20 protein-coding genes and 1 pseudogene are annotated in these 24,676 nt (G+C 71.3%); 14 read left to right on the top strand and 7 right to left on the bottom strand.

The window, feature by feature from the left end; all coding sequences use genetic code 11:
* Positions 1 to 121: 121 nt before the first annotated feature.
* Positions 122 to 712 carry a malonic semialdehyde reductase gene (locus ACWCRA_RS05115; protein ID WP_351555540.1) on the top strand — a complete coding sequence of 197 codons (591 nt, stop codon included), beginning with the start codon at positions 122 to 124 and terminating at the stop codon, positions 710 to 712.
* Between the two features lie 155 nt (positions 713 to 867).
* On the opposite strand, the gene ACWCRA_RS05110 is transcribed toward ACWCRA_RS05115, so the two are convergent.
* Complete coding sequence (locus tag ACWCRA_RS05110; RefSeq protein WP_351555555.1) at positions 868 to 1,410, bottom strand: DUF4245 domain-containing protein; 543 nt, start codon at positions 1,408 to 1,410, stop codon at positions 868 to 870.
* Between the two features lie 160 nt (positions 1,411 to 1,570).
* Between ACWCRA_RS05110 and glpX the strand changes: the two genes are divergently transcribed.
* Complete coding sequence (glpX, locus tag ACWCRA_RS05105) at positions 1,571 to 2,602, top strand: class II fructose-bisphosphatase (protein WP_351555543.1); 1,032 nt, start codon at positions 1,571 to 1,573, stop codon at positions 2,600 to 2,602.
* Between the two features lie 135 nt (positions 2,603 to 2,737).
* Here glpX and ACWCRA_RS05100 read toward each other — a convergent pair whose 3' ends face one another.
* Both ACWCRA_RS05100 and ACWCRA_RS05095 read right to left on the bottom strand, forming a co-directional pair.
* Positions 2,738 to 3,091, bottom strand: a complete 354-nt coding sequence (locus ACWCRA_RS05100) for a WhiB family transcriptional regulator (protein WP_351555546.1) — start codon at positions 3,089 to 3,091, stop codon at positions 2,738 to 2,740.
* Positions 3,092 to 3,245: 154 nt separating this feature from the next.
* Positions 3,246 to 3,926 carry a DUF1707 SHOCT-like domain-containing protein gene (locus ACWCRA_RS05095; RefSeq protein WP_351555549.1) on the bottom strand — a complete coding sequence of 227 codons (681 nt, stop codon included), beginning with the start codon at positions 3,924 to 3,926 and terminating at the stop codon, positions 3,246 to 3,248.
* A gap of 163 nt (positions 3,927 to 4,089) precedes the next feature.
* On the opposite strand from ACWCRA_RS05095, the gene ACWCRA_RS05090 reads away from it, so the two are divergent.
* A complete protein-coding gene (locus tag ACWCRA_RS05090; RefSeq protein WP_351555552.1) occupies positions 4,090 to 5,754 on the top strand; it encodes a fumarate hydratase in 1,665 nt (554 codons plus the stop codon).
* A gap of 474 nt (positions 5,755 to 6,228) precedes the next feature.
* Here ACWCRA_RS05090 and ACWCRA_RS05085 read toward each other — a convergent pair whose 3' ends face one another.
* Positions 6,229 to 7,770 carry a ricin-type beta-trefoil lectin domain protein gene (locus ACWCRA_RS05085; RefSeq protein WP_351547120.1) on the bottom strand — a complete coding sequence of 514 codons (1,542 nt, stop codon included), beginning with the start codon at positions 7,768 to 7,770 and terminating at the stop codon, positions 6,229 to 6,231.
* A 135-nt stretch (positions 7,771 to 7,905) separates the two neighbouring features.
* On the opposite strand from ACWCRA_RS05085, the gene ACWCRA_RS05080 reads away from it, so the two are divergent.
* The 4 genes from ACWCRA_RS05080 to ACWCRA_RS05065 all read left to right on the top strand — a co-directional run bounded on the left by ACWCRA_RS05080 (position 7,906) and on the right by ACWCRA_RS05065 (position 13,845).
* Complete coding sequence (locus ACWCRA_RS05080; protein WP_451066866.1) at positions 7,906 to 9,303, top strand: class II fumarate hydratase; 1,398 nt, start codon at positions 7,906 to 7,908, stop codon at positions 9,301 to 9,303.
* Positions 9,304 to 9,347: 44 nt separating this feature from the next.
* A complete protein-coding gene (gene fomD, locus ACWCRA_RS05075) occupies positions 9,348 to 10,028 on the top strand; it encodes a cytidylyl-2-hydroxypropylphosphonate hydrolase (protein WP_351547114.1) in 681 nt (226 codons plus the stop codon).
* 346 nt (positions 10,029 to 10,374) lie between these two features.
* The gene (locus ACWCRA_RS05070) at positions 10,375 to 12,249 is read left to right on the top strand and encodes a SpoIIE family protein phosphatase (RefSeq protein ID WP_351547111.1); all 1,875 of its coding nucleotides are present in this window, start codon (positions 10,375 to 10,377) and stop codon (positions 12,247 to 12,249) included.
* Between the two features lie 132 nt (positions 12,250 to 12,381).
* Positions 12,382 to 13,845 (top strand): catalase, encoded by a 1,464-nt coding sequence (locus ACWCRA_RS05065; RefSeq protein ID WP_351547108.1) that lies wholly within the window; start codon positions 12,382 to 12,384, stop codon positions 13,843 to 13,845.
* Between the two features lie 96 nt (positions 13,846 to 13,941).
* On the opposite strand, the gene ACWCRA_RS05060 is transcribed toward ACWCRA_RS05065, so the two are convergent.
* Positions 13,942 to 16,212, bottom strand: coding sequence for a transglycosylase domain-containing protein (locus tag ACWCRA_RS05060; RefSeq protein ID WP_351547106.1), 2,271 nt, complete (start codon positions 16,210 to 16,212; stop codon positions 13,942 to 13,944).
* Between the two features lie 349 nt (positions 16,213 to 16,561).
* On the opposite strand from ACWCRA_RS05060, the gene ACWCRA_RS05055 reads away from it, so the two are divergent.
* The 5 genes and pseudogenes from ACWCRA_RS05055 (at position 16,562) to ACWCRA_RS05035 (ending at position 21,602) form a co-directional block, all read left to right on the top strand.
* Complete coding sequence (locus tag ACWCRA_RS05055; protein ID WP_451066865.1) at positions 16,562 to 17,497, top strand: SPFH domain-containing protein; 936 nt, start codon at positions 16,562 to 16,564, stop codon at positions 17,495 to 17,497.
* Positions 17,494 to 17,706, top strand: a complete 213-nt coding sequence (locus ACWCRA_RS05050; RefSeq protein ID WP_351547100.1) for a hypothetical protein — start codon at positions 17,494 to 17,496, stop codon at positions 17,704 to 17,706. Before ACWCRA_RS05055 ends, ACWCRA_RS05050 begins: the two co-directional genes overlap by 4 nt.
* Positions 17,707 to 17,789: 83 nt before the next feature.
* Positions 17,790 to 18,305: pseudogene (locus tag ACWCRA_RS05045) on the top strand (PadR family transcriptional regulator); the annotation flags it as partial.
* A gap of 211 nt (positions 18,306 to 18,516) precedes the next feature.
* Positions 18,517 to 19,203: an ABC transporter ATP-binding protein gene (locus ACWCRA_RS05040; RefSeq protein WP_351547098.1), complete on the top strand. Its 687-nt coding sequence runs from the start codon at positions 18,517 to 18,519 to the stop codon at positions 19,201 to 19,203.
* Positions 19,200 to 21,602, top strand: a complete 2,403-nt coding sequence (locus ACWCRA_RS05035; RefSeq protein WP_451066864.1) for an FtsX-like permease family protein — start codon at positions 19,200 to 19,202, stop codon at positions 21,600 to 21,602. The genes ACWCRA_RS05040 and ACWCRA_RS05035 overlap by 4 nt, the downstream gene beginning before the upstream one ends.
* 80 nt (positions 21,603 to 21,682) lie before the next feature.
* Here the strand turns inward: ACWCRA_RS05035 and ACWCRA_RS05030 are convergent, their stop codons facing one another.
* Both ACWCRA_RS05030 and ACWCRA_RS05025 read right to left on the bottom strand, forming a co-directional pair.
* The gene (locus ACWCRA_RS05030) at positions 21,683 to 22,627 is read right to left on the bottom strand and encodes a LysR substrate-binding domain-containing protein (RefSeq protein ID WP_351547093.1); all 945 of its coding nucleotides are present in this window, start codon (positions 22,625 to 22,627) and stop codon (positions 21,683 to 21,685) included.
* Between the two features lie 206 nt (positions 22,628 to 22,833).
* Positions 22,834 to 23,136 (bottom strand): hypothetical protein, encoded by a 303-nt coding sequence (locus ACWCRA_RS05025; protein WP_351547091.1) that lies wholly within the window; start codon positions 23,134 to 23,136, stop codon positions 22,834 to 22,836.
* A 413-nt stretch (positions 23,137 to 23,549) separates the two neighbouring features.
* On the opposite strand from ACWCRA_RS05025, the gene ACWCRA_RS05020 reads away from it, so the two are divergent.
* Both ACWCRA_RS05020 and ACWCRA_RS05015 read left to right on the top strand, forming a co-directional pair.
* Positions 23,550 to 24,104: a peroxiredoxin gene (locus tag ACWCRA_RS05020; RefSeq protein WP_347729811.1), complete on the top strand. Its 555-nt coding sequence runs from the start codon at positions 23,550 to 23,552 to the stop codon at positions 24,102 to 24,104.
* Positions 24,105 to 24,107: 3 nt separating this feature from the next.
* On the top strand, positions 24,108 to 24,644 hold the full coding sequence (locus ACWCRA_RS05015) for an alkyl hydroperoxide reductase (protein WP_351547085.1): 537 nt from the start codon (positions 24,108 to 24,110) through the stop codon (positions 24,642 to 24,644).
* Positions 24,645 to 24,676: the final 32 nt, after the last annotated feature.

Below are 24,676 nucleotides of genomic sequence, written 5' to 3'. Positions count from 1 at the left end.
CGCGGCGGCTGTGCGTGCGGCATGTGAGTCCGGCCACGCCCCACAATTAGTTGAAATTTAATCTACTGCGCTACGGTTACACCCTCCCGTACGCCACTCCCCGCCCCGAAAGGTGCGCCGCATGCCCCTCGTCCTCGACCCCGTCGCGCAGGACCTCCTCTTCCGCGAGGCCCGCACCGCCAACACCTTCACCGACGAGCCGGTGACCGACGAGCAGGTCCAGGCGATCTACGACCTGGTCAAGTTCGGCCCCACCGCGTTCAACCAGAACCCGCTGCGGGTCATCCTGGTCCGCTCCGCCGAGGCCCGGGAGCGCCTGGTCGCGCACATGTCCGAGGGCAACCGGCCCAAGACCAGCACCGCGCCGCTCGTCGCGATCCTCGCCGCGGACAACGAGTTCCACGAGGAGCTGCCCCGGCTGATGCCGCACTTCCCGCAGGCCAAGGACGTCATCTTCGGCGACCGTCCGGTCCGCGAGGAGAACGCGAGCCTGAACGCCGCGCTCCAGGCCGCGTACTTCATCGTCGGCGTCCGCGCGGCCGGTCTCGCCGCGGGCCCGATGACCGGCTTCGACTTCGCCGGTGTGCGGAAGGAGTTCCTGGACGACGACCACACCCCGCTGATGGTCGTCAACATCGGCCGCCCGGGCGAGGACGCCAGCTTCCCGCGCAACCCCCGCCTGGACTACTCCGACGTGGTCACCACCGTCTGACCCGTCACGGGTACGCGACAGGGCCGCCGCACCCCTCCCGGGCGCGGCGGCCCTGTCGCACACCCACCGCCGACCGGCGGCCAGGTCGTCTCTTTCGGATCGTGCCGGGCTCGCGAGCCCCGCTCACCGATCCGGCACGATCCGAAAGAAACTCCCTAGGACTTCACCTCGGCGGCCGGCTGCGAGGGCTTCGCCTCCAGGGCCGCCGCCATCTCGGCGAGCCGCTCCAGAGGTGCCGTCCCGGTCACCACCGTGGTCGCGCCGCCCTTCTCCTCGCGCACCAGGGCGTCGTACTTCCCGCCCTCCCAGCGCTGCCAGACCTCGGCGCCGACGCGCTCCGTCCTCCCGGTGTCCTCGGCCTGGTGGGTGACGCGCGGGATGAACTTCTTCGGGTCCTCGGTGGACTGCTCGACCGCGACGTACTGCTTCTGCGGGTCGAGGAAGCCGAGGTGCCAGGCGTCGGACTCCGAGCCCCGGAAGGAGACCGAGGTCGCCTTCCACTCCTTCGGCAGCCCCTGGGGGGCGAACACCGGATACGGCGCCGCGCGCTGGGCGGTGACCTGCTCCAGCCGGTACTCGACCCGCTTCAGCGGATCGCCGTTGTCATCGTTCGGGAGGAAAATGTAGATCGTCCCGACGACGGCGCCGATGGCCGCCATGGAGAGGACCATGTCGCGGATTGTCTGTCTGCCTCGCATACCTGCCACGCGCCTATCGTCGCATCCACCACCCGTGCTCAAACGTGGGGGCCTCTGCTCATTTTGTCGACGTACGGATAATGTGTGGTCCCGGGGGCGCTCCCGGACTCCTCCACACCACCCTCATTCCGGCCGTCGCCGTACAGAAAGGTGCGCTCCGATGACCGAGCACAGTCTGCCGTCCCAGCTGGAGGTCTCCCCCGAGGCCCCCGACCGCAACCTCGCCCTGGAGCTGGTGCGGGTCACCGAGGCCGCCGCCATGGCGGCCGGCCGCTGGGTGGGGCGCGGCGACAAGAACGGCGCCGACGGCGCGGCCGTCAAGGCCATGCGCACCCTGGTCCACACCGTCTCGATGAACGGCATCGTCGTCATCGGCGAGGGCGAGAAGGACGAGGCGCCCATGCTCTTCAACGGGGAGCACATCGGTGACGGCACCGGCGCCGAGTGCGACATCGCCGTCGACCCGATCGACGGCACGACGCTGGCCGCCAAGGGCATGCCCAACGCCATCGCGGTCCTGGCCGCCGCCGACCGGGGCGCGATGTTCGACCCGTCCGCCGTCTTCTACATGGACAAGCTGGTCACCGGCCCGGAGGCCGCCGACTTCGTCGACATCAACGCCCCCGCCTCGGTCAATATCCGCCGGGTCGCCAAGGCCAAGCGCTCCGCCCCCGAGGACGTCACGGTCGTCATCCTCGACCGGCCGCGCCACGAGTCCATCGTCAAGGAGATCCGCGAGACCGGCGCCCGGATCAAGTTCATCTCGGACGGCGACGTGGCCGGCGCGATCATGGCCGTGCGCGAGGGCACCGGCGTCGACCTGCTGATGGGCGTCGGCGGCACCCCCGAGGGCATCATCACCGCCTGCGCCATCAAGTGCCTCGGCGGCACCATCCAGGGCAAGCTCTGGCCGAAGGACGAGGCCGAGCGGCAGCGGGCGCTGGACGCGGGCCACGACCTGGACCGGGTGCTGCTCACCGACGACCTGGTGGAGGGGGACAACGTCTTCTTCGTCGCGACCGGGATCACCGACGGCGAGCTGCTGCGCGGAGTGCGGTACGGAGGGGAGACCGCGACGACGCAGTCGCTGGTGATGCGGTCCAAGTCGGGCACCATCCGGCAGATCGACTCGACCCACCGGCTGTCGAAGCTGCGCGCCTACAGCCAGGTCGACTTCGACCGGGCGCAGTAGCCGCTCCTGCCCCGGGAACGGACGGACAGACGGACAGACGGACCGGCGAACGAACGACACGAACCGGCTGACCGACGGACCACAGTGAGGGGGGTCGCCCATGTGCGGTGGGCGACCCCTGGCCGGATGCCCGGCTCAGGCCGCCGACCGGTCCTTCTTGACGTCCACATCACGCCGCCTGCGCCGCGCCAGCACCACCCGGCGCTCGGCCGCGGTCAGCCCGCCCCACACTCCGTACGGCTCCGGCTGGAGCAGCGCGTGCTCCCGGCACTCGACCATCACCGGGCAGCGGGCGCAGACCCGCTTGGCGGCCTCCTCACGGGACAGCCGCGCGGCCGTCGGCTCCTTCGACGGCGCGAAGAACAGCCCGGCCTCGTCCCGACGGCACACCGCCTCCGCGTGCCAGGGTCCGTCCTGGTCTTCCCTGGCCGGCACCCGCTGGGACGGCACAGCGGTCACCTGCAGGGACTGGTACGACAGTTGCAGCACGGTCTACTCCTGACGACGGCTTCGCGAGCGAGAGACGATGCAGCTCTCCCTACCCGCTGTACGCACTCCTATGCACTGAGTGGTACACGCTTCCCGGGGCCGGGAATCCTGCGCGGGCGCTCATGGCCGAAAAAATCGCTCCGGAGCGGAGCCGTCAGCCCAGAAAGTACTTCCGCACGCGGTGCTGGAGATCGGCGACCCGGCTTCCGCGCTTCGCCTTGGCCTCGACGTTCCCGAAGACCGAGTACCCGTTGACCACCACCGTGGGGGCCTCGCGGTCGGCCGACTCCAGCGTCCGCACCTCGAAATTGCCGAAAATCCCATTGCCATTTCCGCGCAGGGTGATGTTCTCCGGAACCCGGACCTCCACATTGCCGAAGATGGAGGTGGCGTTGATCACCGTGACCCGCTGCTCGAAGAGCGCCTGGGTGAGGTCGATCTCGATGCTGCCGAAGAGGGAGAAGGCGTTGGTGCGCGGGCCGACGCGCCACCGGCCCCTGCGGACGGAGGCGGAGAAGACGGCGACCAGGTTCTCCGCGACCTCCCCCGGCTCACCGGCCTGGTACGCGTACGCGGCGGTCTCGGGCTGCTTGCGGGCCGCGGGCAGGTCCTGGACGAGCGGCTGGAGTTCGCCGACCGTCTTGGCCCGCAGGACGGCGTCGATCCGCTCGGAGTGCTCCTCGGGGTCGAGCCGGCCCTCCGCCAGGGCGTCCCGGAGGATGTCGGCGATCCGGTCGCGGTCGGCGTCGGACGCGCGGATGGCATCGGAGGCACGGGGGGTGGCGCCGGGCTCAGCGGGGACGACAGGCTTCTGGGGCTGCTTTTCGAGGTCCACGGAGCCAGGGTATCCAAACGCGATAGATCGCGACCAGGGGCAACACGGCGCGGGCTGCCCCGGTCCACTGAGCCTTACCTCACCGCAGGGGCGCGCGGGAGCGCGCTCTACGCTGGGAGCCGCGCCGCTGTCCGTCAAGTCTGCCGAGTGAGGAATGGCCGCAATGCCAGAGTTTGCGTACTCAGATCTGCTCCCCCTGGGAGAAGACACCACGCCCTACCGGCTGGTGACCGCCGAGGGTGTCTCCACCTTCGAGGCCGACGGACGTACGTTCCTCAAGGTCGAGCCGGAGGCGCTGCGAACCCTCGCCGCCGAGGCCATGCAGGACATCTCGCACTATCTGCGGCCCGCGCACCTCGCGCAGCTCCGCCGGATCGTGGACGACCCGGAGGCGTCCGGCAACGACAAGTTCGTCGCCCTCGACCTGCTGAAGAACGCGAACATCTCGGCGGCCGGGGTGCTGCCCATGTGCCAGGACACCGGCACCGCGATCGTGATGGGCAAGCGCGGACAGAACGTGCTGACCGCGGGGGGTGACGAGGAGGCGCTGTCGCACGGGATCTTCGACGCCTACACCAAGCTGAACCTCCGCTACTCGCAGATGGCCCCCCTCACCATGTGGGAGGAGAAGAACACCGGGTCCAACCTGCCCGCGCAGATCGAGCTGTACGCGACCGACGGCGGCGCGTACAAGTTCCTCTTCATGGCCAAGGGCGGCGGCTCGGCGAACAAGTCGTTCCTCTACCAGGAGACCAAGGCGGTCCTCAACGAGACCGCCATGATGAAGTTCCTGGAGGAGAAGATCCGCTCGCTGGGGACGGCGGCGTGCCCGCCGTACCACCTGGCGATCGTGGTCGGCGGCACCTCGGCGGAGTTCGCGCTGAAGACCGCGAAGTACGCATCGGCGCACTATCTGGACGAACTGCCCGCCGAGGGGTCGCCCCTCGGGCACGGCTTCCGGGACAAGGAGCTGGAGCAGAAGGTCTTCGAGCTGACCCAGCGGATCGGGATCGGCGCGCAGTTCGGCGGGAAGTACTTCTGCCACGACGTCCGGGTGGTGCGGCTGCCCCGGCACGGCGCGTCGCTGCCGGTGGCGATCGCGGTGTCCTGCTCGGCGGACCGCCAGGCGGTCGCGAAGATCACCGCCGAGGGGGTCTTCCTGGAGCAGCTGGAGAAGGACCCGGCGCGCTACCTCCCCGACACCACCGACGAGCACCTCTCGGACGAGGACGTGGTGCGGATCGACCTCAACCGCCCCATGGACGAGGTGCTGGCGGAGCTGACCCGCTACCCGGTGAAGACCCGGCTGTCGCTGACGGGGCCGCTGGTGGTGGCGCGGGACATCGCCCACGCGAAGATCAAGGAACGGCTGGACGCGGGCGAGGAGATGCCGCAGTACCTGAAGGACCACCCGGTGTACTACGCCGGTCCGGCGAAGACCCCTCAGGGGTACGCGTCGGGTTCCTTCGGCCCGACGACGGCCGGGCGGATGGACTCGTACGTCGAGCAGTTCCAGGCGGCCGGCGGGTCGAAAGTGATGCTGGCGAAGGGGAACAGGTCGCGGCAGGTGACGCAGGCGTGCGGGGCGCACGGGGGGTTCTATCTGGGGTCGATCGGGGGGCCGGCGGCGAGGCTGGCGCAGGACTGCATCAAGAAGGTGGAGGTGGTGGAGTACGAGGAGCTGGGGATGGAGGCGGTGTGGCGGATCGAGGTGGAGGACTTCCCGGCGTTCATCGTCGTCGACGACAAGGGCAACGACTTCTTCACCGAGCCCGCCCCGTCCCCCACCTTCACCTCCATCCCCCTCCGCGGCCCCGGCCTGTCCTAGCCTCCGCGCCGGGCCCGGCCCGTCCGACACCCCCAGCCCGTCCGGCGTTTGAGGACGGCCCCCGTGCCCCAGGAGACCCGGGCAATCTCAGCCCGTCCGGCGTTTGAGGACGGACCCCGTGCCACAGGACCCCGCACCGTGCAAGATGCAGCCCGTCCGGCGATTGAGGACGGACCCCGCGCCACAGAACCCCGCACCGTGCAAGATGCAGCCCGTCCGGCGATTGAGGACGGACCCCGCGCCACAGGACCCCGCACCGTGCGGGCCCGGGTCGGGGGCCAGCCCCCGAACCCCCGCGCCTCAAACGCCGGCGGGGCTGGATTTCGTGCCTCAGCTCGCCGGCGGGACTGAAGTGGTGCGGCCCAAACGCCGGCGGGGCTGGATTTGGTGCCTCAGCTCGCCGGCGGGGCTGAAGTGGTGCGGCCCAAACGCCGGCGGGGCCGGCCCCATGTCCAGGTCCCCGGGGCCGCCGGGTCAGGTCCAGTTCTGGGTGGGGGAATCCGTGCAGGGCTGGAGGGTGAGGGGGGCTCGGGGGGACGGGTGGGTGAGGCAGAGGGAAGGGGACGACGACGGGCGGATGGTCGCCCCGGTGCGGGCGAATCGCTGGTTCGCCGCGCCCGAGCAGTCCCAGACGATCAGCCGCGCCCCGGCCCGGTACTCCCCTCCGGGCACATCCAGACACCGGTCCTGGCTCAGCTCCGTGTGCAGCGACCCCCGCCCCGGGTCGTACCACCACCCCTGGTTGCGGCCCCCGTGGCACCCCCACCCCACCACGGCGGTCCCCTTGCGGCTCACCGCCTCCGACACATCGGCACACTCCCCGGTCGCCCCGTTCCGCAGCGGCCGGTACAGCTCGTCCCAGACCCCCTCGTACAGCTCCGGGCGCCCGCCGGAGGCGACATCCGCGCAGCTCGCCTCGCGCAGTCCGGAGGCGTACAGCCGGGTGAGGCAGGACGCGAAGGCGGCGTGGCCCCGGGCGTTGGGGTGGAAGGACTGGCGGACCGAGTTCTCGTCCCAGGGGAAGGCCCCCAGGTCGATGGAGAGCCCGCGGGCCCAGGTGTTGTCCGAGCAGACCTCGTGCCCGTGGAAGAGGCGCGAGTTGTCGAGGTGCACCGCACCCGCAGAGCGGGCCGCCTGCCGTATCCCCCGGGCGAAGGCCGGCACCGCCGAGTCGCGGCCCCACCGGGTGTCGGAGTCGTATCCCTGCCCGCCGCAGGCGACCTTCCCCGGGAAGTTCGGGTTGTCCCGGAAGTCCGGCCCGATCGGGCTGGGGTACCCCATGACCACCAGCCGGTAGTCGCCGTCCGCGTACCCGGCGTCCCGCATCACCGTGCGCAGATCGCGGATGGTCCCCTCCACCTTGGGCACCAGAGCGTCCACCCGCGCCTGCCAGCCGCCCGCGTACTTCGGCTCGCAGGGCCCCTGGAGGGTGACGTAGCGGACGACGCAGTCGGTCATGACCGGGCCGAACTGGAGGTCGTCGTTGGCCCCGGCCACCAGCAGCACCATCTTGATGCGGGTGTTGCGCGCCTTGATGGCGAGGCTGTCGCTCTGGACCGGCTCATCGGCGTACTGCCGGGTGCCGCCGATGCGGATGTTCGCGGTGGACGCCCCGGAGCAGGCCACGTTGTAGGTGACGTCGGCCGAGATCCCGGTGCGGTGGATCGCCGCGTCCGGTGAGCGGTGGCACCAGTTGTCGGGCCCGTTGGTGCCCGGCTCGTAGCTCCCGACGCCCTCCCCGGAGATCTCGCTGTCGCCCAGCGAGATCAGCCCGGTGCGGCGCTCCGCGAGCGGGCGCTCGGCGGGGCTGCCGTAGAGCTTCACGGCCTCGGCGGCGCGGAGGGACTCCAGGGCGGGCGGCAGGGGCGCGGAAGTGCTCGCGCCGGCGTCCCGGGGCGCGGCCGCGGCGGGGGCGGGGGCGGTGAGCCCGAGGAGCCCGGCGGCGAGTGCCAGCGCCGTCGCGGTCGTGCGGCGGAGTCGGTGACGGCGGTGAAGTCGTTGCCTCGTGCGTGTCATGGTGCCTCCACAGGGTTGTGTTACCCCAGGTATTTACTGGTCGGTAGCGGAGATGGGAATAGCCGTGACAGGACGGGCGCTCACCCCACTGCGGGGCGGGGCCCCGCCGAACCCAGCACAGGAGGCAGCGCAGCCATGACCGACGCCGGCGACGACTACCGCATCGAGCACGACTCCATGGGCGAGGTGCGGGTCCCCGCCCACGCCAAGTGGCGGGCCCAGACCCAGCGGGCCGTGGAGAACTTCCCGGTGTCGGGGCAGCGTCTGGAGCGGGCGCACATCGAGGCCCTCGCCCGGATCAAGGGCGCCGCCGCCCGGGTCAACGCCGAGCTGGGCGTGATCGGCGCGGATGTCGCCGAGGCCATCGCGGACGCCGCGGCCGAGGTCGCCGACGGCCGGTGGGACGACCACTTCCCGGTGGATGTCTTCCAGACCGGCTCCGGCACGTCGTCGAACATGAACACCAACGAGGTGCTGGCCACCCTCGCCACCGAGCGCCTGGGCCGCCCGGTCCACCCCAACGACCAGGTCAACGCCTCCCAGTCGTCCAACGACGTCTTCCCCTCCTCCATCCACATCGCCGCCACCGCCGCCGTCACCGCCGATCTGATCCCGGCGCTGGAACATCTGGCCGCCGCGCTGGAGCGCAAGTCCGCCGAGTTCGCGGAGGTGGTCAAGTCCGGGCGTACGCATCTGATGGACGCCACCCCGGTCACCCTCGGCCAGGAGTTCGGCGGCTACGCCGCGCAGATCCGGTACGGGGTGGAACGGCTGCGCTCGGCCCTCCCCCGCCTCGCCGAACTGCCTCTGGGCGGCACCGCCGTCGGCACCGGCATCAACACCCCGCCCGGGTTCTCCGCGGCCGTGATCGCCGAGGTCGCCCGCGCCACCGGGCTGCCGCTGACCGAGGCCCGGGACCACTTCGAGGCCCAGGGCGCGCGGGACGCGCTGGTGGAGACCTCCGGGCAGCTCCGCACGGTCGCCGTCTCCCTCACCAAGATCGCCAACGATCTGCGCTGGATGGCCAGCGGGCCGCGCACCGGGCTCGCCGAGATCAACCTGCCCGACCTCCAGCCCGGTTCCTCGATCATGCCCGGCAAGGTCAACCCGGTGATCCCGGAGGCGGTGCTGATGGTGGCCGCCCAGGTGACCGGGAACGACACCACCGTCGCCGTCGCCGGGGCCGCGGGGAACTTCGAGCTGAATGTGATGCTCCCGGTGATGGCGCGGAATCTGCTGGAGTCGGTGCGCCTGCTGGCCGCCGCGTCCCGGCTGCTCGCGGACCGCACGGTCGACGGGGTCACCGCCAACGCCGAACGGGCGAGGGAGTACGCCGAGTCCTCGCCGTCGGTGGTCACCCCGCTCAACAAGTACATCGGGTACGAGGAGGCCGCGAAGGTCGCCAAGAAGTCGCTCGCCGAGCGCCGGACGATCCGCGAAGTGGTCCTGGACGCGGGGTACGTGGAGCGCGGCGACCTCACCCTGGAGCAGCTCGACGAGGCCCTGGACGTGCTGCGGATGACGCGCCCGTGATCCGGATCGCTGCGCGGACGGGCGCGTACTCCTAAAATCTGCTCATGACAGGCACGGAACGCATCGCACGCTGGAACCCCGGGGACCACATCCTCTGGCGTTATCGCGGCCATGCCCCGGACCCGGCGGGGCGTGGACAGGTGGACATCTGCCGCCCCGTGACCGTGGTGCGGGACACCGAGGAGATACTCGCGGTCTGGATGGCACCGGGTACCGAGTGCGTCAAACCGGTGCTCGTGGACGGCACCCCCGTCCACGAGCAGCCGCTCGCCACCCGCTACACGGCCCCGCGCACGGTGGTGCGGGGCCGCTGGTTCGGCAGCGGGGTGCTCAAGCTGGCGCGGCCCGGGGACCCCTGGTCGGTGTGGCTGTTCTGGAACGCCGGCTGGGAGTTCCGGAGCTGGTACGTCAACCTGGAGGAGCCGCGTACCCGATGGGCTGGCGGGATCGACTCCGAGGACCACTTTCTGGACATCTCGGTCCTGCCGGACCGCAGTTGGTCCTGGCTCGACGAGGACGAGTTCGAGCAGGCCCAGCGGGTCGGCCTGATCACCCCGGAGAAGGCCCGCTGGGTGCGGGCCGCCGGGGAGGCGGCGGTGGCGTCCATCAGGGCCTGGGGGAGCCCTTTCTCGGACGGCTGGGAGAACTGGCGTCCCGACCCCGGCTGGCGGGTGCCCGAGCTGCCGGCGGACTGGGGCCGGCTGCCGGCCCGGCTGGCGTCATGAGCACGCCGGCCGCCGGGCGGGCCCGGGAGGGCGGGCGGCACCGCCCCCGCAAGATGTCCGACTCCCGTCCGGGAACTCGCTCCGGCGCATACGGCGTCGTGAGACTCTTGATACGCCCCCTGGGGGCAAACGTAGGATCGTCGTCCGCAGGGCTGCGCCGTTCGGCAGGTGTTCGGTAATCATGGAGCGCAGCAACGGATCTGACCGCAAGTCACCACGAGTCACTTCTAGGGGGTGGAGCCGTGCCGGATGCGCGCCGCCCTGTCGACGCCACCCGTAGAGCGGGTATACCGCCTCACGAGGCGTTCGCATCGCACACCCGGCCCAGACGGACGGAAGCCCACGCGTGACGGAGCAGCCCACCTCCCACGAAGGCCGGCAGCCCTTGGCTGCCCGGCCGCAGGAACGCACCCGGCCCCGGGCGGAGACGGCCGGCGCCACAGCCGTGCCCGGGCCCGCCGTCCCCACGCCCAACGGCCCGCCACAGGACCTCCAGGACCTCGCGGCCACCGCGCGGCGCGAGGGGGACCGGCTCCGTTTCGTCGGCGCCGCCACCCGCCGGATCGCCCGGGGCATAGACCTGGACGAGATCGTGCTGGGGCTCTGCCGGGCGACGGTGCCCACCTTCTCCGACGCGATCCTGGTCTATCTGCGCGATCCGCTGCCGGTCGGCGACGAGCGCCCGGTCTCGCCCTTCGTGCTACGGCTGCGCCGGACGGACCGGCTGCGTTTAGCTGAGGACATCGCCGACTTCGGCGCCGCCTCCCCCATCCCCGTCATCGACCCGCACAACGACCTCACACCGGCCGCGGAGCTGTGTGAGGTGCGTTCCGGCGGGGCGCTGTCGGAGGTGCTGCGCGGGGTGCGGCCCGTCTTCGGCGACTCGGCGGCGGCACGGGCGGCCCTGCCCGAGCTGCTCGGCGCGGACCGGACCGTGCCCAACGGCCACCGCGCCATACTCGCCCCGCTGCGCGGCCGCCGGCGGGTGATCGGTGCCGCCGTCTTCCTGCGGCGTCCCGACCGGCCGGCCTTCGAGCCGAACGATCTGCTGGTCGCCGCCCAGCTCGCGACGCACACGGCGCTGGGCATCGACAAGGCGGTGCTGTACGGCAGGGAGGCGTACATCGCGGACGAACTCCAGCGCACCATGCTGCCGGACTCGCTGCCGCAGCCCACCGGCGTGCGGCTCGCCTCGCGCTATCTGCCCGCGGCGGAGACCGCGCGGGTGGGCGGGGACTGGTACGACGCGATCCCGCTGCCCGGCAGCCGGGTGGCGCTGGTCGTCGGCGATGTCATGGGCCATTCGATGACCTCGGCGGCGATCATGGGCCAGCTGCGGACCACGGCCCAGACCCTGGCCGGTCTGGATCTGCCGCCGCAGGAGGTGCTGCACCATCTGGACGAGCAGGCCCAGCGGCTCGGCACGGACCGGATGGCGACGTGCATGTACGCGGTGTACGACCCGGTGGCGCACCGGATCACCATCGCGAACGCGGGCCATCCGCCGCCGGTGCTGCTGCACCTGGGCGGGCGGGCCGAGGTGCTGCGGGTGCCGCCCGGGGCGCCGATCGGGGTCGGCGGGGTGGACTTCGAGGCCGTGGAGCTGGACGCGCCCGCCGGGGCGACGCTGCTGCTGTACACCGACGGTCTGGTGGAGTCCCGGCTGCGGGACGTGTGGACCGGGATCGAGCAGCTCCGGGAGCGGCTGGCCGCGACCGCCCAGCTCACCGGACCGGACCACTCGCCGCCGCTGGAGGCGCTCTGCGACGACGTGCTGGACATGCTCGGCCCGGGCGACCGGGACGACGACATCGCGCTGCTCGCGGCCCGTTTCGACGGGATCGCGCCCAGTGATGTCGCCTACTGGTTCCTGGAGCCGGAGGACGCGGCCCCGGGCCGGGCCCGCCGGCTCGCCCGCAGGGCGCTCTCCCGGTGGGGCCTGGAGGAGATGAGCGACGCGGTGGAGCTGCTGGTGAGCGAGGTGGTCACCAACGCGGTGCGGTACGCGGAGCGCCCGGTGACCCTGCGGTTGCTCCGTACGGACGTACTGCGCTGCGAGGTCGGTGACGACTCTCCGCAGCTGCCCCGGCAGCGCAAGGCGCGGGACACGGACGAGGGCGGGCGCGGGCTCTTCCTGGTGAACCGGCTGGCGAGGAGGTGGGGGGCGACCCGGCTCTCCAGCGGGAAAGTGGTCTGGTTCGAGCTGCCCACCCGCCCCTAGCGGACCCCGTGCGGGCCCGCCGGGGGCGGGCCCGCGTCCGGGCAAATGTTGCCGACAAGGTGTCGGCGGAGTTGACTGGGGAACACGGCCGAAGCGACCACACCCTCATTCCCCATGGACGGGAGGACGCTCGTGACCGAGTCACCCCCCAAGGCCCCGTACACGACCAACAACGCCGGGAACCCGGTGGAGAGCGACGAGCACTCGCTCACCGTGAGCCCCGACGGCCCGATTCTGCTCCACGACGCCTATCTGATCGAGAAGATGGCCCAGTTCAACCGTGAACGGGTCCCCGAGCGGGTGGTGCACGCCAAGGGAGCGGGCGCTTACGGCTTCTTCGAGGTCACCCAGGACGTGAGCCAGTACACCAGGGCCGCGGTGTTCCAGCCGGGCACGCGGACCGAGCTGCTGGCCCGGTTCTCCACGGTCGCCGGTGAGCAGGGCTCCCCGGACACCTGGCGGGACCCGCGCGGCTTCGCCCTGAAGTTCTACACCGAGCTGGGCAACTACGACATGGTCGGCAACAACACGCCGGTCTTCTTCGTCCGCGATCCCCAGAAGTTCCAGGACTTCATCCACTCGCAGAAGCGCCACCCGGCCACCGGGCTGCGCAACAACGAGATGCAGTGGGACTTCTGGACCCTCTCCCCCGAGACCGCGCACCAGGTGACCTGGCTGATGGGCGACCGGGGGGTGCCGAGGTCGTACCGCTTCATGAACGGCTACAGCTCGCACACCTATATGTGGGTGAACGGCGGCGGTGAGCGGTTCTGGGTGAAGTACCACTTCAAGACCGATCAGGGCATCGACTTCCTCACCCAGGAGGAGGCCGACGAGCTGGCCGGGCACGACGCGGACAGGCACCGCAGGGATCTGTACGAGTCGATCGAGAAGGGCGACGCGCCGAGCTGGAGCCTGAAGGTCCAGGTCATGCCGTTCGAGGACGCGCCGGGGTACCGGTTCAACCCCTTCGACCTGACGAAGGTGTGGCCGCACGGCGACTACCCGCTGATCGACGTGGGCCGGTTCACGCTGAACCGGAACCCGGAGGACTACTTCGTCCATATCGAGCAGGCCGCCTTCGAGCCCTCGAATCTGATCCCGGGCATCGGGCCGTCACCGGACAAGATGCTGCTGGGCCGGATGATGTCGTACCCGGACACCCACCGGTACCGGATCGGTCCGAACTACAACCAGCTCCCGCCGAACCGGCCGCACTCGGGGGTGAACTCCTACTCCAAGGACGGCCCGATGCGGTACTTCCCGTCGAACGCCTCGATGCCGTACGCGCCGAACTCCTTCGGCGGCCCGGCGGCCGATGTGGACCGCTACGGCGAGCCGGCCGGGTGGGCGAGCGCGGGCGAGATGGTGCGCCACGCGTACACCCTGCACTCCGAGGACGACGACTGGGGCCAGGCGGGCACGCTGGTCCGTCAGGTGATGGACGACGCGGCCCGGGAGCGGCTGGTCTCCAATGTCGCCGGGCATCTGAGCCAGGGCGTCTCCGGCCCGGTGCTGGAGCGGGCGTTCCAGTACTGGCGGAACATCGACCGGGAGACCGGCGACAGGATCGCCAAGAAGGTCAACGGCGGCTGACCGCCCAGGGCGCGGAGGAGCGAAACGGCACGGTGCCTGTGCCACCCGGAGGCGGGTGGCACAGGCACCGTGGTGTTTCCCGGCTCTCCGTCCGGGTCAGCGCCGGAAGCCGTCGGCTCCCGTGACCGGCTCGTCCGGCCCGCCCGGCTGGCCCGTGCCCGGCGGCGAGGACGAGGAGGACGTGGTCGGGCCGGGCGACTGGCTGAAGGTCGGCGACGAGGGCGCGGACGGCGACGAGGGCGGCGAGGACGACCGCGTCGGGGAGGGCGGCGGCGAGGTCGACGCCTCGGGCTCCTCCTTCTCCGACTCCGTCGGCGAGGGCGACGGCGAGGAGGGCGGCGGCGAGGACGGCTCCGGGGGCGACGAGGACGGCGCGGTCCGCACCGGCTTCTTCACCTTCAGATCGAACCTCGCGTCCGCGTCGGCGCCGACCAGCGCTCCGGTGGTGTACGCCTTCCAGATCTGGGCCGGGATGGCGCCACCGTTGGCGCGGCCCGGGTTGATGGTGTCGGTCAGGGTGACCTGGCCGGTGCCGTCGGACTTCTCGCCGAACAGGGCCACGGCGGTGACCAGCTTGGGTGTGTAGCCCACGTACCACGCGGACTTGTTGTTCTCGGAGGTGCCGGTCTTGCCCGCGGCCTGGTAGTCACCGGCCGCCTGGATTCCGGAGCCCTCCTTGACGACGCCCTCCAGGGAGCGGGTCACGGTGTCGGCCGTCTCCCGGCTGATGGCCTGGTCGCCGGTGCCCTTCTTGGTGTCGGCCTTGCGGACCTGGTGCTCGGCGGACTTCACGATGGTCGGGGTGACCTTCTTGCCGTGGTTGTCCAGGGTCGCGTACACCCCGGCCATGTCCCAGGTGGAGGCGTTCATCGTGCCCAGCGACATGGCGGGCTGGGCGGGCCAGCCGGCGCCGTCGCGCATGCCCATGTCGAGGGCGGTCTTCTTGGTGGGCGCGGGACCCACGTCCACGATCATCTGGGCGTAGACCGAGTTCACCGAGTTGTTGGTGGCCTCCTGGACCGTGATCGGCCCATGGTCCTTGTCATTGATGTTCTCGGGCGCGAAGGCGACATCGCTGCCCTCGACCGGCCGCTTGCTGTCGCCGTCGTAGATCGTGTTGAGCCCGATCGGCAGCTCTTCCTGGGTCCTGGCCTCGTTCTCCAGGGCGGAGGCGAGCACGACGGGCTTGAAGGTGGACGCGGGCTGGTAGTCGCGCCGGGTGGCGTTGGAGAGCCAGTGCTCGGTGGCGCCGATACCGCCGTAGAGGGCGACGACCTCGCCGTTCTCCGGGTCGACGGAGGTGGCGCCGGCCTGGACGGTGGCGTGCTTCTTGTTGCCCTTGCGGTCGAGCTTGGCCTCCAGCTGCCGCTCGACGGCCTTCTCCAGGGCCTGCTGGCGCTTCTTGTCGATGTTGAGGGTGATCGTCCAGCCGCCGGCCTTGATGTCCTTGTCGCTGATGCCCTGCCGCTCCAGCTCGGTGTTGGCGGCGTCGACGAGATAGCCGACCTGGCCCTCCATCCCGGGGGCGGCCTTGGGGGCCTTGGGCACGGGGAACTTCCGCATGCCGTCGCGGGCGGACTTGTCCAGCCAGCCCTCCTCGACCATGTTGTCCAGCACGTAGTGCCAGCGCTCGGTGACGAGTTTCTTGCTGCCGTCCGATGCCAGCGCCCAGTCGTACTGGTTGGGGGCCTGGAGCAGAGCCGCGAGATAGGCGCCCTGTTCGAGGCTCAGCTCGGGGGCGTCGACGCCGTAGTAGGCCTGGGCCGCGGCCTGGATGCCGTACGCCCCGCGCCCGTAGAAGCTGGTGTTCATGTAGCCGGCGAGGATGTAGTCCTTGTCCTTCTCCTCGTCGACCTTGAGCGAGATCACCAGTTCCTTGAGCTTGCGGCTGAAGGTCTGGTCCTGGACCAGGTAGTAGTTCTTCACATATTGCTGGGTGATGGTCGAGCCACCCTGCTTGCCCTTGCCGGTGATGGTGTTGAGCAGACCGCGTGTGGTGCCCTTGATGTCCACGCCGTGGTCCTTGTAGAAGGACTTGTTCTCGGCCGCGACAAAGGCGAGCTGGACATCCCTGGGGATCTTCTCCAGGCCGACGATCTCCCGGTTGATCTGACCGGTGCGGGTCAGGATCGTGCCGTCGCTGTACTTGTAGACATTGCTCTGGAGCTCGGCCTCGGCATTGGCCTTGGGCACCGGGACCATCAGATAGACGACATAGAAGGCGCCCATGCCGAGCAGGCAGAGGCCGAGGAACGTGCCCAGCATCTTCTTCCAGGTGAAGAAGCGCCGTATGCCCTTGGGCTTCCCGGCCTTCCTGGCCGCCCGGGTCTCGCTCTCCCGCGCCCGTCGCGCCTCCGCTCGGCCCATCGCTCGTTCCGCTCCGCTCTTCGGTTCTTCGGTCTCGTCCACAAGTGCCGTACCGCCGCGGGCAGTCCGCCGGCCGCGCCGTCGGACCGCGCCGGCGTTCCCGCCCCGGGTCCCACGGATAACCAGCTCAGCAAACTAACACCGGTCGCTATGACAAAGGTCGACCGATCCGGACTTTCCGGACGTGACAATCAGCACCCCGCTCCCTGGAACCGACTCACGAGAGGTGCACAAGGTTGCGATATCGATTAATGTGTAATCACATTGCTAGCCGATCGCTAGCGTGCCCGGCCGCGCCGCTCCGCCGCGGGGCGGCCGGGCGGGCACACGGAACGAGACGGGGGACGGCATGACCGCCACCAGCACCACCACCCACGAGGACCTCCCGGACATGCCGGCACCCACGGTCCGGGAGTTCGCGGCCGGCAGTATCGGCGGCGGGCTCGCCCTGCTGCTCGGGCTGCTCGGCGTCCTCGTCGGCACCGGGATGATCGTCGCCGGCGCGGTCTCCGGCGCGGCGGCGGCGAAGATCGCCCTGATCGCCGCCGGCGTGGTCGTCGTCGCCGGCGCGCTCTTCGCGATGGGCGGGCTGAACATGGTCGCCCCCGGCGAGGCCCGGGTCGTCCAGCTCTTCGGCCGGTACCGGGGCACCATCCGCACCGACGGACTGCGCTGGGTCAACCCGCTCACCTCGCGGGAGAAGATCTCCACCCGGGTGCGGAACCACGAGACGGCCGTCCTCAAGGTCAACGACGCCTACGGCAACCCCATCGAGCTGGCCGCCGTGGTGGTGTGGAAGGTCGAGGACACCGCCCAGGCGCTCTTCGAGGTCGACGACTTCCTGGAGTTCGTCTCCACCCAGACCGAGGCCGCCGTCCGGCACATCGCCATCGAGTACCCCTACGACGCCCACGACGAGGGCGGCCTCTCGCTCCGGGGCAACGCCGAGGAGATCACCGAGAAGCTCGCCGTCGAGCTGCACGCCCGGGTCGAGGCGGCGGGCGTCCTCATCATCGAGTCCCGCTTCACCCACCTCGCGTACGCCCCCGAGATCGCCTCCGCGATGCTCCAGCGCCAGCAGGCCGGTGCCGTGGTCGCGGCCCGGCGGCTGATCGTGGACGGCGCGGTGGGCATGGTCGAGGAGGCCGTCAACCGGATCACCGAGCGGGACATCGTGGAGCTGGACTCCGAGCGCAAGGCCGCGATGGTGTCCAATCTGCTGGTGGTGCTGTGCGGTGACCGCTCGGCCCAGCCGGTCCTCAACACGGGCACCCTCTACCAGTGACCCCGCCCCCGGAGCGCAAACAGGTCCTGCTGCGGCTCGACCCGGCGGTGTACGAGGCGCTGGCACGGTGGGCGTCGGACGAACTGCGCAGCGCCAACGCGCAGATCGAGTTTCTGCTCCGGCGGGCACTGGCGGAGCACGGGCGGCTGCCCGGCGGCGCGGCCCCCATCCCCAAGCGGGGCCGGCCGCCGAAACCGCCGGAGAAGTGAGACCCGGGACCCGCGCCACGGCCGTGGCGCGGGTCCCGGCGTCCTCTACAGCCCGGCTATACACACCCCGTACAGTGCGGTGCATGTCCATCGGTCACACCCTCCTCGCGCTGCTGGAGTCCGGTCCGCGCCACGGCTATGACCTCAAGCGCGCCTTCGATGAGAAGTTCGGCCACGACCGGCCGCTGCACTACGGCCAGGTCTACTCGACCATGTCCCGGCTGCTGCGGAACGGTCTCGTCGAGGTGGACGGCGTCGAGGCCGGGGGCGGCCCCGAGCGGAAGCGGTACGCCATCACCGCCGCCGGGATCACGGATGTCGCGCGCTGGCTCGCACAGCCCGAGAAGCCGGAGCCCTACCTCCAGTCGACGCTGTACACCAAGGTGGTGCTGGCCCTGCTCACCGGCCGGAGCGCCACCGAGCTGCTCGACCGCCAGCGCACCGAACACCTGCGGCTGATGAGGATTCTGACCGACCGCAAGCGCGGGGGCGACCTCGCCGACCAGCTGATCTGCGACCACGCCCTCTTCCATCTGGAGGCGGATCTGCGGTGGCTGGAGCTGACCTCGGCCCGGCTGTCCCGGCTGGCGGCGGAGATCGGCACGGGGACGGCCTCCCCCGAGGCCCCCGGCGGCCCCGGACCGGACGCCTCCGGACCCGGTGCTCCCGGACCGGGCGCCCACCGGCCCGGTGTTCCCGGCCCCGGCGGACCGGGCGCCTCCGGGACCCGCCCCGGCACCACCGGGGGGACCCGCGCATGACCCCCGTACATCCCGAGCGCTCCCGGCGCCTCCGGAAGGAACCCGGCGCATGATCCCCGCAGGCTCTCTCCTCGTCGCCGAGGACCTGCACAAGAGCTACGGCCGCACCCCCGCACTCGACGGGGCCGGCTTCTCCATCCACCCCGGCGAAGTGGTCGCCGTCCTGGGCCCCTCCGGCTCCGGCAAGTCGACCCTGCTGCACTGTCTCGCCGGGATCGTCCCGCCGGACAGCGGCACCGTCCGCTACGACGGGCGCGACCTCACCGCGCTCAACGACGCCCGGCGCAGCGCGCTGCGGCGGACGGATTTCGGCTTCGTCTTCCAGTTCGGGCAGCTCGTGCCGGAGTTGACCTGTACGGAGAATGTGGCGCTGCCGCTGCGCCTTGCCGGTGCCCGGCGCCGGGCCGCCGAGCGGACCGCCGCGCAGTGGCTGGAGCGGCTGGAGGTCGAGGACATCGGGCACCAGCGCCCCGGGGAGGTCTCCGGCGGCCAGGGCCAGCGGGTCGCGGTCGCCCGGGCGCTGGTCACCTCGCCCCGGGTGGTCTTCGCCGACGAGCCGACCGGGGCACTGGACTCGTACAGCGGGGAGCGGGTGATGCAGCTCCTGACGGAGGCCGCCCGCTCCACCAACGCCGCCGTCGTGCTGGTCACCCATGAGGCGCGGGTCGCCGCCTACTCGGACCGCGAGATCGTCGTCCGCGACGGACGGACCCGCGACGTGGACCACGCCCTGTGACCCTGTCCGCCGACCGGAGGCCGATCGCGCCCCCGGTGCACGAACGGCGGGGGCCGGTCACGGTGTGGCTGCGGGATCTCTGCCTCGGGCTCCGCTTCGGCGCGCACGGCGGCCGGGAGGGGTGGATTCGCAACGCGCTGACCGCCACCGGCGTCGGACTCGGTGTCGCGCTGCTGCTGATCGCCTCCTCGCTGCCGCAGATCATGGACAGCCGCGACGACCGGCTGGACGCCCGCACCCCGGCCGGGATGCTGCGGGCGGAGCCGTTCGAGCCCTCGGCCACCTCCCTGGTGTGGGCGCAGGCCGGCACCGAGTACCGCGGGCGGACGGTCGGCGGCCATCTGCTGCGGGCGGACGGCGACCGGCCCGCGCTGCCGCCCGGTGCCGGCCGGATGCCGGGTCCCGGCGAAATGCTGGTCTCCCCGGCGCTCGCCGGGCTGCTCGGCTCGCCCGAAGGACGGATGCTCGCCGGCCGGCTCGACCACCGCACGGTCGGCACCATCGGGAAGTCCGGTCTCGTCGACCCCGGCGAGCTGCTGTTCTACGCGGGCAGCGCGACCATCACCGCCGAGAACGGCGGCGCCCGCACCGACGGCTACGGCGGTCCCCGCATCGACTACGGTCCGGTCGCCCCCGTGTTCACCGCGCTGGCGACGCTGATCTGCGTGGTGCTGCTGGCCCCGGTGGCGGTCTTCATCGCGACCGGCGTCCGCTTCAGCGGCGAACTGCGCGACCGCAGGCTCGCGGCGCTGCGGCTGGTCGGCGCGGACATCCGCACCACGCGCCGGATCGCCGCGGGCGAGGCCCTCTTCGGTTCGGCGCTGGGGCTGGCGGTGGGCTTCGGGATCTTCGCCCTGGCCCGGCTGTTCGCCGGGTCGGTACGGATCTGGGGGCTGAGCGCCTTCCCCTCGGACGTGGTGCCCGTGCCCGGCCTCGGAGCGCTGGTGCTGCTGGCCGTGCCCGTGGGGTCGGTGCTGGTGACGCTGGTGGCGCTGCGCTCGGTGACGATCGAGCCGCTGGGGGTCGTACGGAACGCGGCGCCGCGCCGGCGGCGGCTGTGGTGGCGGCTGCTGCTGCCGGTGCTGGGGGTGGCGGTCCTGCTGGCGTCGGACGCGGTCGCGGCCCGCCAGGCCCCGGGGACGATCCATTCGCGCCCGCTCGCGGCCGGGGCGATCCTGGTGCTCCTCGGGGTGACGGCGCTCTTCCCGTGGGTGGTCGACGCGGTGGTGGGGCGGCTGCGCGGGGGCCCGGTCTCCTGGCAGCTCGCGGTGCGCGGGCTCCAGCTCAGAAGCGGGGCCGCGGCCCGGTCGGTCAGCGGGATCATGGTCGCGGTGGCCGGGGCGATCGCCCTCCAGATGGTGTTCGCGGGGATGCACGACGACTTCCGCAGAAACAACGGCAGCCATCCGCTCTGGCACCAGCTGGAGATCTCCGCCGACTATCCGAGCACCGGGACCGCCCGGCGGATGAGCGCGGAGTTCGGCGCGACGGAGGGGGTCAGCGAGGCCCTCAGCATGGTCGAGACCTCGGTGTACGCGCAGGGGCGGGACCCGGACGACTCGCGGGAGCCCTGGTCCGCCGGACTGACCATCGCCGACTGCCGGGTGCTCACACGGCTCGCGAGGATCGCCTCCTGCGCCGACGGGGACGTCTTCCTCCTCAGCAGCAACCGGTCTCCGGAGGCGAGGACCTGGGTGGACCGGATGGCCCGCACGGGAGGGGTGCTCCTGCTGGAGGGCCCCGGCCCCGAACGGCTGCGGTGGAACCTGCCCCGGAACACCCCGACGGTGACGCCGCACCGCCCGGCGGAGACGGCCTGGCAGCACGACGGCCTGTACGCGACACCCGGCGCGCTCGACACCGGCCGGCTCTCCGAGGGCAGCACCAGGGTGCTGGTCGAGGCGGACGAGAACGTTCCCGAGGCACAGGAGCACATCCGCAACACGGCCGCCCGGATCGACCCCTCGCTGGCGGTCTGGACGATCAGGACGCCCGGGCAGGAGCAGAAGTACACCAGCATCCACAACGGGCTGCTCGCGGGCGCCACCGGGACCATGGTGCTGATCGCGGCCTCGATGCTGATCTCCCAGATCGAGCGGCTCCGGGAGCGCCGGAGGCTGCTCCCGGTGCTGGTGGCGTTCGGCACCCGCCGTGCCACGCTCGCCCGGTCGCTGCTGTGGCAGACCGCGCTGCCGGTGGTGCTGGGGACGGCGGTGGCGGTGGCGAGCGGGCTGGTGCTGGGCGCGGTGCTGCTGAGGCTGATCAACAAGGAGTTGACGGACTGGTGGCTGTTCCTGCCGGTGGCGGGGACGGGCGCGGGGGTGATTCTGCTGGTGACGGTGGTGAGCCTGCCGGCGCTGTGGCGGATGACGCGCCCGGACGGGCTGCGTACGGAGTAGCCGCGCCCCGGCGCGGCTCGGGTCGGACGGCTCAGCCCGGCTCGGCTCGGGTCGGACGGCCTGGGCGGCCCGGGCGGGTCTCAGCGGGTCAGGCGTACGGGCAGGGGGCGCAGCGAGGCCCGCAGAGCCGCCGCGAACTGCTCGAACTCCTCCTGGCGCGCGGCGCCCGCGCGCATCGCGAGGGCGATCCGGCGGGCGGGCGCGGGATCGGCGAAGCAGGCGGTCTGGAGCCCGCCGCCGCGCCCGGTCTCCACCTCGACGGCGATCCTCGGCAGCAGCGTCACACCGAGCCCGCCGGCCACCAGCTGCACCAGGGTGGCGAGCCCGGCGGCGGTGGTGGTGACCGGTGTGCCGTCGCCCCGGCCCGCCTCCCGGCAGATGTCGAGCGCCTGGTCGCGCAGGCAGTGGCCTTCGTCCAGGAGCAGCAGCGGAAGCTCGCGCAGCGCCTCGCGGGGTATGTCCTCGCGTCCGCCGAGCCAGTGGTCCTGCGGGGTGACCAGGACGAAGTCCTCCTCGAAGAGCGGCAGTTCGGTGACGCCCGGCACCCCGAGCGGCACGGCGAGCAGCAGCAGATCGAGCCGTCCGCAGGTCAGTCCCTCCAGGAGGGAGGAGGTCTGCTCCTCGTGGACCTGGAGGTCGAGATCCGGGTAGGTGTCGTGCACCAGCCGGAGGACATGGGGCAGCAGATAGGGCGCGACGGTGGGGATCACGCCGAGCCGCAGGACCCCGGTGAAGGGGGCGCGTACCGCCTCGGCCTCCTCCATCAGCGCGCCGACGGCGTCGAGCACGGCCCTGGCGCGGGCGGCGAGCCGCTCACCGGCCGGGGAGAGCAGCACCTTGCGGGTGGTGCGCTCCAGCAACTGGACGCCGAGCACCTCCTCCAGCGCGGAGACGGCCCCGGAGAGCGCGGGCTGGCTCATGCCGATGGCCGACGCGGCATCCCGGAAGTGCAGATGCTCGGCGACGGCGGCGAAGGCGCGCAACTGCGCGACGCTGGGCTGCTTGCCCCGGCCCGCTCCACTCATTGATAACTTCCTCCGATCGCGGTGGCCGAGTCTAATCGCCCGCGCGGCGGTGGAAAGAATCGATCACGAGTACGGGAGCGGGGGCCGGCGTGAGCGGCGCGGCGGCGGTGCGGGGAACCGGGGACGAGCCACCGGCGGAGGAGATCCACTCGGGCGCCGAGCGGGCGTTCACCCTGCTCGCCGAGAACCCTGCTCGCCGAGAGGTGCTACCGGGGCGCCCGCACCACGGCCGGTGTCGCCATGCCGTTCTCCTCCAGCGCGATCTCGTCCAGTTCGACGCCGCGCACCAGGACGCCGGGCAGGTCCACGAATCGGCTCAGTGCGTCCGCGATGGCCTCGGTCAGCGTGTCGGCCTCGAAGGAGCACGTGAAACGGGAGTCTCCGGGCCCCTCCTGGAGATGGATGCGCCCGTCGTGGAAGCCGGCCAACTCCGTCAGGGTGTCGTCCTGCTCCTCGGTGAGAGCGTCCTGAAGGACCAGATGGAAGTACCAGTTACGCACAGCTCGCATGCCTCCGAGTGAATCGATCAATGTCCCGGGCCTCCTCCCCCTGGTTCTGCGGGGTGCAGGACACCGTGTGCCTGCGACTGCACGGGCAGCAGACCACATAACCCCAGCGGTGCCCCTTCCCCGTGCGCGCCACCTTCAGCCCCGCCGCCTCCGCCCTCCTCAGCGCCGCCTCGACATCCTTCTTCTGGTGCCGGTCACCGATCCCCATGACCGTACGTACTACTCTCCGACCGCGAGGAGGATACGAAACCGTCGGCGAAACCACCCGGTCGAGCCATCTCCCGGTGCGCCGCGACGACAGAGATTGATCGGGGTCGCGAATCACACTGACCCGATTGATCGATTTCACCCGTGATCGCGGATATGACAGGGTGCATTTGTCCAAACCCTCACGCACACCCTGGAGTAACACCGTGCTGACTGTCGGCGACCAGTTCCCCACCTTCGAGCTCACCGCCTGCGTCTCCCTGGAGACCGGCAAGGAGTTCGAGGTCATCAACCACAAGTCCTACGAGGGCAAGTGGAAGGTCGTCTTCGCGTGGCCGAAGGACTTCACCTTCGTCTGCCCGACCGAGATCGCCGCGTTCGGCAAGCTGAACGACGAGTTCGCCGACCGTGACGCCCAGGTCCTCGGGTTCTCCGGTGACTCCGAGTTCGTGCACCACGCCTGGCGCAAGGACCACGCCGACCTGCGTGACCTGCCCTTCCCGATGCTGGCCGACTCGAAGCACGAGCTGATGCGCGACCTGGGCATCGAGGGTGCGGACGGCTTCGCGCAGCGGGCCGTCTTCATCGTGGACCCGAACAACGAGATCCAGTTCACCATGGTGACCGCCGGTTCCGTGGGCCGGAACCCCAAGGAGGTCCTGCGGGTGCTGGACGCGCTCCAGACCGACGAGCTGTGCCCGTGCAACTGGACCAAGGGCGAGACCACCCTGGACCCGGTCGCGCTGCTGGCCGGTGAGTGACCCATGTCCCTCGACGCGCTGAAGTCCGCCCTGCCGGAGTACGCCAAGGATCTGAAGCTGAACCTCGGCTCGGTCATAGGCAACAACGACAAGCTCTCGCAGCAGCAGCTGTGGGGCACCGTCCTCGCCACGGCCATCGCCTCGCGCAGCCCGATCGCGCTGCGGGAGCTGGAGCCCGAGGCGAAGGCGAACCTGACGCCGGAGGCGTACACCGCCGCCAAGGCCGCCGCCGCCGTCATGGCCATGAACAATGTGTTCTACCGGACCCGGCATCTGCTCTCCGACCCGGAGTACGGCACCCTGCGCGCCGGGCTGCGGATGAATGTCATCGGCAACCCGGGCGTGGAGAAGGTCGACTTCGAGCTGTGGTCGCTCGCCGTCTCCGCCGTCAACGGCTGTGGCCAGTGCCTGGACTCGCATGAGCAGGTCCTCCGCAAGGCCGGGGTCGAGCGGGATGTCATCCAGGAGGCGTTCAAGATCGCCTCTGTGGTGACCGCCGTGGGCACGACCCTCGACGCCGAGGCCGTGCTCGCGCCGTAACGGCGCGGTACCGGACGAAGGCCCCGCCGCGA

Source organism: Streptomyces sp. NPDC001889, from assembly GCF_053594535.1.
The sequence above is the reverse complement of the archived record's forward strand: the minus strand, read 5'-3'. Positions and strand labels throughout refer to the sequence as shown.

Bases quoted from the DNA above. Each gene is read 5' to 3' on its own strand.
- ACWCRA_RS05115 (WP_351555540.1), top strand. From the start codon at position 122: ATGCCCCTCGTCCTCGACCCCGTCGCGCAGGACCTCCTCTTCCGCGAG.
- ACWCRA_RS05110 (WP_351555555.1), bottom strand. From the start codon at position 1,410: ATGCGAGGCAGACAGACAATCCGCGACATGGTCCTCTCCATGGCGGCC.
- glpX (WP_351555543.1), top strand. From the start codon at position 1,571: ATGACCGAGCACAGTCTGCCGTCCCAGCTGGAGGTCTCCCCCGAGGCC.
- ACWCRA_RS05090 (WP_351555552.1), top strand. From the start codon at position 4,090: ATGCCAGAGTTTGCGTACTCAGATCTGCTCCCCCTGGGAGAAGACACC.
- ACWCRA_RS05085 (WP_351547120.1), bottom strand. From the start codon at position 7,770: ATGACACGCACGAGGCAACGACTTCACCGCCGTCACCGACTCCGCCGC.
- ACWCRA_RS05080 (WP_451066866.1), top strand. From the start codon at position 7,906: ATGACCGACGCCGGCGACGACTACCGCATCGAGCACGACTCCATGGGC.
- fomD (WP_351547114.1), top strand. From the start codon at position 9,348: ATGACAGGCACGGAACGCATCGCACGCTGGAACCCCGGGGACCACATC.
- ACWCRA_RS05060 (WP_351547106.1), bottom strand. From the start codon at position 16,212: ATGGGCCGAGCGGAGGCGCGACGGGCGCGGGAGAGCGAGACCCGGGCG.
- ACWCRA_RS05055 (WP_451066865.1), top strand. From the start codon at position 16,562: ATGACCGCCACCAGCACCACCACCCACGAGGACCTCCCGGACATGCCG.
- ACWCRA_RS05040 (WP_351547098.1), top strand. From the start codon at position 18,517: ATGATCCCCGCAGGCTCTCTCCTCGTCGCCGAGGACCTGCACAAGAGC.
- ACWCRA_RS05030 (WP_351547093.1), bottom strand. From the start codon at position 22,627: ATGAGTGGAGCGGGCCGGGGCAAGCAGCCCAGCGTCGCGCAGTTGCGC.
- ACWCRA_RS05025 (WP_351547091.1), bottom strand. From the start codon at position 23,136: ATGCGAGCTGTGCGTAACTGGTACTTCCATCTGGTCCTTCAGGACGCT.
- ACWCRA_RS05015 (WP_351547085.1), top strand. From the start codon at position 24,108: ATGTCCCTCGACGCGCTGAAGTCCGCCCTGCCGGAGTACGCCAAGGAT.